At 44.2% G+C, this 10647-nt stretch carries 11 protein-coding genes; 7 read left to right on the forward strand and 4 right to left on the reverse strand.

The window, feature by feature from the left end:
• Nucleotides 1-75 precede the first annotated feature (75 nt).
• From QNH99_RS19040 to dpgD, 5 genes are all read left to right on the forward strand, one after another.
• A complete protein-coding gene (locus QNH99_RS19040; protein ID WP_410517067.1) occupies nt 76-1320 on the forward strand; it encodes a PLP-dependent aminotransferase family protein in 1245 nt (414 codons plus the stop codon).
• 74 nt (nt 1321-1394) lie between these two features.
• Nucleotides 1395-2513, forward strand: coding sequence for a 3,5-dihydroxyphenylacetyl-CoA synthase DpgA (dpgA, locus tag QNH99_RS19045; RefSeq protein WP_410517068.1), 1119 nt, complete (start codon nt 1395-1397; stop codon nt 2511-2513).
• A 28-nt stretch (nt 2514-2541) separates the two neighbouring features.
• The gene (locus QNH99_RS19050; RefSeq protein WP_283355262.1) at nt 2542-3183 is read left to right on the forward strand and encodes an enoyl-CoA hydratase-related protein; all 642 of its coding nucleotides are present in this window, start codon (nt 2542-2544) and stop codon (nt 3181-3183) included.
• A gap of 47 nt (nt 3184-3230) precedes the next feature.
• Nucleotides 3231-4472 carry an enoyl-CoA hydratase/isomerase family protein gene (locus QNH99_RS19055; protein ID WP_283355263.1) on the forward strand — a complete coding sequence of 414 codons (1242 nt, stop codon included), beginning with the start codon at nt 3231-3233 and terminating at the stop codon, nt 4470-4472.
• Between the two features lie 71 nt (nt 4473-4543).
• Nucleotides 4544-5356 carry an enoyl-CoA-hydratase DpgD gene (gene dpgD, locus QNH99_RS19060; RefSeq protein WP_410517069.1) on the forward strand — a complete coding sequence of 271 codons (813 nt, stop codon included), beginning with the start codon at nt 4544-4546 and terminating at the stop codon, nt 5354-5356.
• Nucleotides 5357-6149: 793 nt separating this feature from the next.
• Here dpgD and QNH99_RS19065 read toward each other — a convergent pair.
• Both QNH99_RS19065 and QNH99_RS19070 read right to left on the reverse strand, forming a co-directional pair.
• The gene (locus tag QNH99_RS19065) at nt 6150-6452 is read right to left on the reverse strand and encodes a contact-dependent growth inhibition system immunity protein (protein ID WP_283355265.1); all 303 of its coding nucleotides are present in this window, start codon (nt 6450-6452) and stop codon (nt 6150-6152) included.
• A 15-nt stretch (nt 6453-6467) separates the two neighbouring features.
• A complete protein-coding gene (locus QNH99_RS19070) occupies nt 6468-6845 on the reverse strand; it encodes a putative T6SS immunity periplasmic lipoprotein (protein WP_283349751.1) in 378 nt (125 codons plus the stop codon).
• Nucleotides 6846-7803: 958 nt separating this feature from the next.
• Here QNH99_RS19070 and QNH99_RS19075 point away from each other — a divergent pair.
• Nucleotides 7804-8924 (forward strand): IS3 family transposase gene (locus QNH99_RS19075; RefSeq protein ID WP_088581779.1). Its coding sequence is split into 2 segments (ribosomal slippage): nt 7804-8062 and nt 8062-8924, totalling 1122 coding nucleotides; the frame shifts between segments, so codons are not numbered across the junction.
• Between the two features lie 357 nt (nt 8925-9281).
• On the opposite strand, the gene iraP is transcribed toward QNH99_RS19075, so the two are convergent.
• Together iraP and QNH99_RS19085 are read right to left on the reverse strand one after the other, a co-directional pair.
• Nucleotides 9282-9626 carry an anti-adapter protein IraP gene (gene iraP, locus QNH99_RS19080; RefSeq protein WP_410517070.1) on the reverse strand — a complete coding sequence of 115 codons (345 nt, stop codon included), beginning with the start codon at nt 9624-9626 and terminating at the stop codon, nt 9282-9284.
• Nucleotides 9627-9819: 193 nt separating this feature from the next.
• Nucleotides 9820-10299: a MarR family winged helix-turn-helix transcriptional regulator gene (locus tag QNH99_RS19085; protein WP_410517071.1), complete on the reverse strand. Its 480-nt coding sequence runs from the start codon at nt 10297-10299 to the stop codon at nt 9820-9822.
• Between the two features lie 83 nt (nt 10300-10382).
• On the opposite strand from QNH99_RS19085, the gene QNH99_RS19090 reads away from it, so the two are divergent.
• Nucleotides 10383-10538 (forward strand): AraC family transcriptional regulator, encoded by a 156-nt coding sequence (locus tag QNH99_RS19090; RefSeq protein ID WP_410517688.1) that lies wholly within the window; start codon nt 10383-10385, stop codon nt 10536-10538.
• Nucleotides 10539-10647: the final 109 nt, after the last annotated feature.

Below are 10647 nucleotides of genomic sequence, written 5' to 3' on the forward strand. Positions count from 1 at the left end.
TATCTGTAGTGTCAAAATTTTTAATGATGTGGAAAGTTTATTCCAATCATTTTTTTACTAATGGATGTATTTTTGATGCAAACCCAAGAGAGTATTTTGTCTGTAGTGAGTGCACTTAGCCGGAAATATCCTGAGGCTTACTCTTTTTCACTGGGGAGACCCAACCCTGAAATTTATGCCAGACTTGACCTTGAGCATTATTTGTCAGTTTACAAAAATTTTTTACGTAATGAACTAAAATATGATGATGAGAATATTTTAGAACATATTTACACCTACGGACCAAGTCAGGGAGTGATTAATACACACGTAGCCAAATGGCTGAAAAATGACGAAAGTATCAGTGCTACTGAGAAAGACATTATTATCACTAATGGCTGTCAGGAAGCATACAATTTAGTTTTGTTGCATGAGTTACGTCAGCACGAAGAACATGTTCTTATCATTGAACCTAGCTACTTTGGTTTTACCGACTGCGTAGCTGTCCTTGATAAGCCCTGCATAAAAGTTTCCGTTGATGATGTCAGGGATTCTGATGGCAAATTTAATTTTGAATTACTACATGGATTAATAAAGGAATTTCAAGAACAGGGTAAGAAGATAAAGATTATTTATATAAACCCAGACTTTAATAATCCAATGACTTATCATCTGTCAAATGATGAGAAAGCATCTCTGCTTTCCGTTTGTCATCATTGGGGCATTAAAATAATTGAGGATAGTACATACTCCTGCTTTTATTACAATGAAATCAAACCTAAGTCTATTAAGACACTAGATGATAAAGGATTAGTTTATTACATCGGTTCATTTTCAAAAACATTATGTCCATCACTGCGCCTGGGTTACCTTGTTATAAGCTCACATAGCCGTACCACTTTTGATAATCTACTTCATATTAAAGATCACACCAGCTTGAGCAGCAGTGCTTTGAGTCAACATGTAGTGGCAGGTTTCTTAATAGAGCATCAATACTCTCTGGAAAAGTGGGTTCGCCCAATCCGCGATGAATACCGCAAACGCCGTGATGCGATGTTGCATGTTTTGGAACAAGAGTTAAACACAACGTCGGTATCCTGGATAACCCCGGCCGGTGGCTTCTTCGTTTATATTCGCTTGCCACAACATATCGATATCACGGCACTAATTACATGTGCTGAAATTTATCAAGTAACATTTTTGCCTGTGAACTATTACGTACGTGGAAACAAGCAAAGGATATATGGCATGCGCCTTGCTTTCAGCTATTACTCTCCCTCAGCGATCGCAGAAGGCACTAAAAGAATCTGCCAATTTTTGAAAGATAGATTGTTAAATTAAAAAAGTTTGCACATTAAATTTTAAGTGTTCCATTGATATGGGCACACGTTTTTTAACTTGCATTACAGGGTTTAATGGAGAATTCAAAGTATGACGATGGTGATATTTCAATGAAAGACATAGTTAATAATAATAGTGTAGATTCCTATATTCTATCCTGTGCACATGATGTCCCGGAGTTTTTTTACTCCCAGAGCGAGGTTTGTGACAACCTTAATATTATGGATAGACGCATTCGCTCTATATTTCTTAATAATGGCATCAGTAAAAGACACCTCTCTATAGGCCACTTTCCGGAAAATTCAGCCAAATCGGAAACTCATGCTGAACTATTGGCTCGTCATGAGGAGTATTCACTAAAACTTGGTGCTAATGCAATCCACAAGTGTTTAGAAAAAATTGACAGGCGCATTGAAGATATTGAATGTATTTGTTGTGTTACCTCGACCGGATTTCTGGTACCAACGTTAAGTGCACGTTTTTGCGAATCATTAGAACTTTCAGATTTTTGCAATCGTATAGATATCGTCGGCATGGGATGTTCTGCAGGCCTAAATGGCTTAGATGCAGCTAAAAATTGGTCAATTGCTAATCCTGGAAAATTGGCGGTGGTAGTTTGTACAGAAATCTGTTCTGCAGCCTATATTGAGGATGGTACAACATCCACAGCAGTGGTTAATAGTTTATTCGGCGATGGTGCTAGCGCAGTAGCGGTTATCAGTGAAAATGCTGAAACATCTATGCCCTCTGGATCAATAAAAATACTTGCAAAATGCAGCCTGACTGAGCCGTCTGCTATAGGAATGATGAAATTTGACTGGAATGATGAACAACATCGGAATAGTTTCTATCTATCGAAAGATGTGCCTTATGTCGTTGGTTCTAAAGTTGAAAAAGTAGTGAATAAATTGCTGTCAGACAGGCAACTCGCTATCAGCGAAATAGATCACTGGATAGTTCACTCCGGCGGAAAAAAGGTTCTGGATTCGATCTGCATTAATCTAGGCCTGACTAAAAACGATCTGCGTCACACGCGTAGTGTATTAAATGATTTCGGAAACTTGTCCAGTGGTTCTTTCCTGTTCTCCCTGGAAAGACTCCAAAATGAAAAAATAACATCTGCCGGTGATATCGGTGTATTTATGACTATGGGACCTGGGGCGGCGATTGAGACGGCCTTGGTTCAGTGGTAAAGCTAATCTAACATTATTGAGGTGATTTATGGAAAATTTAACTGTTAATATTTCTGGGTCTTCGGCTATTTCTGGTGTGCTCATTGAAGAGATTAACCAGCTGTGCGCTGAGGTTGAGAGCAATACTACAATTAATATGGTGTTATTCAACTTTGATGCCGATTCGACGAAAGGACTCTGCTCCAGCGTGGAAAATGTGGATGTATTACACAAATGGGAAAAAGTGTTACGCCGCGTTGAAAATCTGAACGCCCTAATTATCGCCATTTGTAATGGCCAGAGTGGGCTTGCGGCGCTATCTCTTATTGCTATCGCCGATCTCCGTTTAGGGACACCCACCAGTACTTTCGCTTTGAACGGAAAAGACATCACCTTACCCGGCATGCTGATTCATCGCCTCACCAACCAAATGACTGCTAATTGGGTGCGTTCACTGCTTGTGTTAGGGAATACGCTTTGCGCCGAAGAGGCATTGGCATGCGGACTCCTTGACCGAACGAGTACACAGCCAAAAGCGCTTGCCGAAGATTTCGTCGCTGGTATGAATCCACATGCTTTTAATGACATACGGGTACGCCGCAAACTGATGTTGGAGGCTAGCCATACCTCACATGAAGACACTATTGGGCTGTCTCTTTCGGCCAGCGATCGTACATTGCGTCGAGGATAACTTATCTGCAGCGTGGCATTTAATGTGGATTCGATTAAGGACAGACTATGAATGGATTACCCAATACGTTACAGCCGCGGGTGGTGGCGTTAAGAAATATACTACAAAGCATTAGCAATGCGGACCTCAGAGACGATGTAATTATTGCCCAATGTGCGGCTAACGACGAAGTTTCGTATTTCTTTAAACATCATACTCTTGAGCTGTACCAGTTTTGGACAGAAGAGTACTGTCGTCCTAAACGGGTTGAGGTGCTTTATCACTTGACCGCATCGTTACTGGTAGGAACGCTAACGGCAGGCACGCCGGAACAAGTTGCTGTGGACTACTGTTTCTCGCTTTTCTTAGCACAGTTGTTACAAGACAGTCAGGCTGGCATGTATTTATTAAATACCATGTTGCAACCAAAAGCTTCTTCTTTGCCCCTGGTCGATGATTTTAATCGGATTGGATATCTCCGCCTGACTGCATTGGAGATACGAAAGAAAGGTGAAGCTGCGGTTATAGATTTCATCGACGGAGATACGCTGCATGCAGAAGACGGTGATCTTGTCCGTGACTTGGAAACGGCGATAGACATCGTGTACCTCTCCAGACAAATTAAAACTGGCGTACTACGTGGCGGGGTTGTCAATCATCCTAAATATGCTGGTCGCAGAGTTTTCTGCTCCGGTATCAATTTGAAAAAACTTCATAATTCTGGCATTTCTTACCCGGATTTTTTAATTGGAAGGGAAATGGGCTGTATTAATAAATTGGTCCATGGTGTGACGAATTCACCTAATGAGTCAAATGCCAGAATTACTAAACCATGGATTGCTGTCGTGGATACCTTTGCTATCGGAGGAGGTATGCAAATGGTGCTGGCCTGCGATTACGTGATTGGTGAGCAAGGATGCTATGTCTCACTGCCGGCGGCTAAAGAGGGTATTATTCCTGGTGTATCTAACCTTCGACTTACCACCGCCACAAGTGAACGTTTCGCCAAACAGGTGATCTTGCATGGACGTAAGGTTATGGCCAACGATGCTGATGCTGGATTCATTTTTGATCGGGTGGTTCCTTCGGAGGAGCTTGATCAGGTCCTGGATGAAGCAATCTCGCTGATGACGGCTCCGGCGGTACCAGCCAATAAACGCATGTTGGTGTTAGCTAAAGAACCGTTAAGTGAATTTCGCACCTATATGCAAGCATTTTGTAGAGAACAGGTCATTAGAATGTATGCCCTGGATGTGAAAGAAAAAACCGGAAAATTTTCCCATAAGACACCCAGTGCCATAATTAGTTAAGGTTATGAGCACCAATCGGATGGCCATGGCTGCCCGGTTGGTGCTGTTAATAACAACATCACGAGGTAAAAATGACAGGGAAAAGCAGAGTTGACCCAGTAGTTTTATATGAAAAAAGAGGGCATGTCGCTTACATCACACTCAACCGCCCTGAAGTTCTCAACGCGATGAATCTTGAAATGCACCAACAGTTGCGGCAAGTATGGGATGATTTTAACCATGACGATGATTTATGGCTTGCTGTGCTGTCAGGGGCTGGCGGCAAGTCCTTCTCTGTTGGCCAGGACCTTAAAGAACTGAAGGCACGTTATGACACTGACGAGCCATTTTCTAGTTTGGGTAGCAAAGGACGGGCGGGCTGGCCGCGATTGACTGAACGGACAGACATTTATAAACCGATAATTGCCATGGTAGATGGCTATGCTTTTGGTGGAGGATTTGAACTGGCACTTGCCTGTGATTTAATTGTCGCCAGTGAAGAATCGATTTTTGCATTGCCTGAAGCTAAACTCGGTTTAATCCAAGGGGCCGGAGGGATTTTTCGCCTTACCAGACAAATGCCTTATAAGTTAGCTATGGAGATGCTTCTCACCGGAAGAAAAATTGATGCTCAACAAGCAGCTGACTTCGGTATTGTCAATCGCGTTGTTTGCAAGGAAAAATTATCTCAAGTCGTCAATGATTTAGTTGAAGATATATTGCGTTGTTCACCTGCTGCTACACGAGCAATCAAAAATATTGCCTATGACAGCGCAGATAAAAACATACAAGATGCTTTTCAAGCGCAATATCCTGCAGAAAAATTGCGACTAGAGAGCAAGGACCTTGTTGAAGGTGTGAATGCTTTCTTGGAAAAAAGGGAGCCGGTATGGTCAGGACGATGATGTTTATAAGATCATCAGTAAAGGCACTCATAATTTTTCCGTCATATCCTCTCAGACGAAAGTCAGGCGTTCTAATGATTAATTGAGAGTTATGAGTTGATCGTTCAACCGCCGCCAGAATGCCCTGGTGTTGCTGCGTGCAATATGCTGCCACTATAGGCGGCGTGGCGATTGGACGTCCATTGAGTTCTACAGGTCAGTAACGTCGTATTAGTCGGTCCGAGCGATTGACTCGCTCATCGTCACACAGCATAGCCAGTCTTCCTCACATTCCTCACTTATCACCAGGTTGGTTTGTATTCCCTGCCTGGTATTGTAAGTATCACCCACATTCAACGCTGAATTATCAGATGCAATCAGAGTATCCAACACAGTGTTAAAACGGGAAATCTGGCAGTAACAAAATTGATATGACGAACTGATGGTTGTATCGAATACTGGGGGCATTTCAACGGCACTAATTTTTAAAGAGTAAATACAGCCGGAAATCAGGCATTATTTAGATTGGTACAGGAAGGTTTTCTCTCAGTAACTGGGGGGAGTTTAAAATCAAAGATGAATATAAGGTTATTAAAATAGTTTCCTCCACAAACATTAAGATTAAGCTTTTGAAAAACATAGCCTGCCCCCTGCCGTGATAGTGCTGTTAACTGGAATAGTTAATCTCTTTCCCTTTTACTTAAACGATAATTTTTTGTTATTCCAGGAAAAATTCATATAAAAACTAATAAAGTTTGCTCACGTAACAATGAGAATCGTATGGGCACCGGATAAGCATTGCCTGGCGTTCCCGTCAAGACAGTGAATCATATACTTTTTCTCTTAATAAGCTCAGGAAATTGGCTGGCGTGGTATCCCATAATTGGGCCGAAAATTCATTGCCATAACGGCTTTCAAAATCCTTTTCGAGGTTTTCACATTCCTGGATAAATTGATCAATATCCTCTATCAAGCCATGTCGTGTAGCGGGCGGTGTATCTGCAATCCATGCGTCTATTTGCGCATCAACGCTCTCACCACTTCCAAACAAATCATAATCTTGCCCAAAATAGACTGCAACCAGGCTGTCCAGAACATGTACATTAATGTTTTTCATAATTAAACCATTGTGTTATAGGATTTTAATGACGCCTTTTTCAGTTTGAGTGGAAAATTCAGCTGTTACCAGGTGCGATTGTGATTTCGTATCGATGACGTCATAAGCAACTGAATAGCGTTCACCCGGTGTAAAGGTAAATCCGAACAGAGGCAGACATTCTCCTTTAGCAACATAAACAGGTTTATCATCAAAGATTTTATGAAGCGTATCGTTTTTATCGCCGTTGATTTGAATAGCGGTAATCCGTTCTCCTGATTTCAGCGGCGACACGACACAAACCTGGTTATCTTTGATCATCGCAGTCGTTGATTCCCGCTCAGTCATCCTGTCACCCGGCCCAGGGCATCCGGTTAAAAGAGATACTGAAGCCAACAAAATTTTACCCTTCATGATTATCGTCCTTTTCCCGTGATGGTTTTCTGATCAAAATGAGATACGTAGCATATAGATTTACACAGAATACGTTCTTACCAACCCCGTTTACAGCTTTATCAACTGCTGTTGCTGCATCTTTTTCAGACATAGTTCAGAATTTTATTATTGATGATATGCAAACTAACGAGTATCCTGAACCCAAATAAAACAAGCAATCTATAATATCATGAGGTGATAACTTTTGAAGAAAAATATCATCAAAACACTTTTATTTATTGTTTTATTTGTTTTAATCGCCTCAGTAACTTTTGAGATAACCTTCAGGTTCGGAGATGCCGACTCATTTATATCACTTTTAGGAAATCTTTCATTTTTAGGATTCCAACAGTCTTTTGATTCATTATTCATACTTCTACTAATTATATCCCTTATAATTTCATCGCTAATCTATTTATTCCTAACAATAACAAAACGCAACAAGATAAAGAAATGAAAAAGGCCATTGCAACATTATTTAAAGATACAGCTACCTATTTAGGAATATGTTTAGCTGTTCTGTTTCTCTTCTTCTTTTACTACTTTGCTGTCCCTGATTATTGGTTTTTATGCAGCGTGTTGACAATCATAATTGCAGCTGTTTTAGAACTGATTCTCCGGTCAAGAAGAAAGAAGTAAAAGATGCATTCCTGCCCATTCTGGCGCGATTACATTCTGTCCCATCTTATTCTTCAAGGATGTTTAGCAAACATCAGTGGATCGAAGCAGCGCTTAAAGAATGCCTGAAGCTGCTCCGCCTGCCTACCTGCTGAGGCAGAACGGCATTTTCTGGCAATGCAAGAGTGGGCATTGTACGTGCGGCTTAACGTCACAGGGGATTTTGTATTAATTCTATTTCACATGTCTGACCTGCTCCCCGTTGATTAATACACCGCGATGTTAGTAATGTCTTCATAAGCCACATGAGGACATCCCCATGAAGAAGCGTTTTTCCGACGAACAGATCATCAGTATTCTCCGCGAGGCTGAAGCCGGAGTTTCTGCCCGTGAACTCTGCCGTAAGCACGCCATTTCCGACGCCACGTTTTATACCTGGCGTAAGAAGTATGGCGGCATGGAGGTGCCTGAGGTTAAGCGCCTGAAGTCGCTTGAGGAAGAGAACGCCAGACTCAAGAAGCTGCTCGCCGAGGCCATGCTGGATAAGGAGGCGCTTCAGGTGGCTCTTGGGCGAAAGTACTGACGACAGACCAGAAGCGCGAAGTCGTGGTGTTGATGTGTGATGCGACCGGTCTGTCGCAACGTCGTGCCTGCAGACTCACAGGTTTGTCCCTGTCGACCTGCCGCTATGACGCTCAGCGTCCGGCGGCTGATGCCCATTTATCAGGGCGCATTACTGAACTGGCACTGGAGCGCAGGCGTTTTGGCTACCGCCGCATATGGCAGTTACTGCGCCGTGAAGGGCTTCTGGTTAATCACAAGCGCGTGTACCGCCTTTATCATCTGAACGGGCTGGGCGTTAAACGCAGACGTCGTCGTAAAGGGCTTGCAACAGAACGTCTGCCGCTGCTCCGCCCGGCGGCGCCCAACATGACCTGGTCGATGGATTTCGTCATGGATGCGCTGGCTACTGGTCGCAGGATCAAGTGCCTTACCTGCGTCGATGACTTCACAAAGGAATGCCTGACGGTCACTGTTGCCTTCGGGATTTCAGGCGTGCAGGTCACGCGTATTCTGGACAGCATTGCGCTGTTTCGCGGCTATCCGGCTACGATAAGAACCGATCAGGGCCCGGAGTTTACCTGCCGCGCGCTCGATCAGTGGGCCTTTGAGCATGGAGTGGAGCTGCGACTTATCCAGCCCGGCAAGCCGACGCAGAACGGATTTATTGAGAGTTTTAACGGACGCTTTCGCGATGAATGCCTGAATGAACACTGGTTCAGCGACGTCAATCATGCCAGGAAAACCATCAGCGAATGGCGTCAGGATTATAACGAATGTCGCCCGCACTCCACGCTGAATTATCAGACGCCGTCTGAATTTGCAGCGAGCTGGAGAAAGGGTAATTCTGAGAGTGAAGGATCCGACATTACTAACTGAGCTTTGTATCTAATCCTGGGGGCAGGTCAGGCCGTATCGGTATTCAGCTTGGGCGGTCAGAGCGGACCTGCAGTTGTGTCCCCTGCCGCTCCGGCACGCCTTCCGGCGGCTGTCATTAATAAACCTGAAACAACGGATGACGGCTGGACACATTTCTGATGTAACACCTGTCATCCTGCGAGCGGGTTCTAAGCATCTTGTCCCTGAAGCCACTATGACTGATTTGGACAGGTACCTTCCCGTATAAATCCTTTAAAAAGGATTTATACGGTGAAATGCGATTCTCATTTATTCCCAGCTTGCTGACAGCAGCTTAACAATTGCGATAGCAGCAATCTGAACAGCGAATAAGTATGCTCAATCAACGGATTTAGATAATCCTTTGAGTTCTGCAATACCTTCATGATTAATTTCTTCATCCGCCTCGTCGACAGCCTTGGAAATGGTAAGCAGACTCTGAAGTTCGCTCAGCAGGAGCGCGGCGTCAGACTTCAGCAGGTCATCGCATTCAGCAGAGTCTATGACAGTGTTGATCGCCTTGTTCGCGCTTTCGATCATTTCAGTTACACCCCCCTCTTTACTCACAGCCAGAACAAGCGCACTTATAAGCAGAGACTGAGCCTCAACACGGGCCGTTAACTGCTTCATGCCGGCATCGATGTGAGATATCTTTGCCAGCATGTTGAGTACAACGTTTTTCATTATCTTCCCTCTAAAAATGAAGACTAAATTTTTAAAATCTCTTCTTTAGGACATTGCTATCAAAGCGAGACGGCTGTTTCAAGTCAATCCTGGCAAGTACCCCTTGAAATTCACCGCGTCAGGTGGACGCATATGCAAAAAAACGACTCTTTAAACATCCTGATGCAGTGACAGTGCATCAGGCTTTTTGGCTTTACTGAGAAGCCAGAGCCTGAATGATTTTTTCCTGAACCTGCTTTACCCCGTCGCGCAGGCTGGCCAGCGTCTCAAAGGGAATACCCATTTCACAAATCATCGCTGCCGGCACTCCAGCTGCCCGGCTTTCCAGTTCACGGCCTGCTTCGGTCAGACGGATGATGACCCTTCTTTCATCATGGTCGGTGTCGCGCGTGCGGCTGATGAAACCGGCCTGTTCAAGTCGCTTAAGCAGGTGGCTGAGCGTACCGGATTCCAGGTGCACGCGCTGCCCTACCTCGGACACCGTCACACCGTCTTTTTCCCAAAGTGCCAGTAGTGTCAGATATTGCGGATAGGTCAGCCCCAGCGGTTTCAGATGCGGCTGGTAAAGCTTTGTCATGGCCAGCGAAGCCGAGTACAGCGCAAAGCAGAGAAACTGCTCAAGGTTCTGGGGCTGAGCGCGTTTATTTTCGCCGCTGTCTTTAAAGTCTGTCATGCCGTTGCTCCTGATGAAGTTGAGGGCCGGCATCCTAGCTGAATGCGCTCGGTGACAGGAAAATAGGGGCCGCACTGTCACTGATACATTCTTCTCCATCTGCAGACTGGACGCTGGCAAGTCTTTCTGCAAAATCGGCTATGTCCCTCAGTGCGTTGGCCAGTCGGTTTCACCAGCTTACCGGTTCAACGCCCGGGAATTATCTGACGTCATGCCGAATGGAGGTGGCATGCGCTTAAACAAGGAAAAATTACTTAAGTATTAATTAGATAGAAAGATTAATCGGATATAAATCTGTTCCCTCTTTTTCTCTGGCATTCAAACGTTACACTGGGAGAACGCCAGGAG

It is taken from the genome of Pantoea allii (genome assembly GCF_046529425.1).
In the GTDB taxonomy this organism is placed as follows: domain Bacteria; phylum Pseudomonadota; class Gammaproteobacteria; order Enterobacterales; family Enterobacteriaceae; genus Pantoea; species Pantoea allii.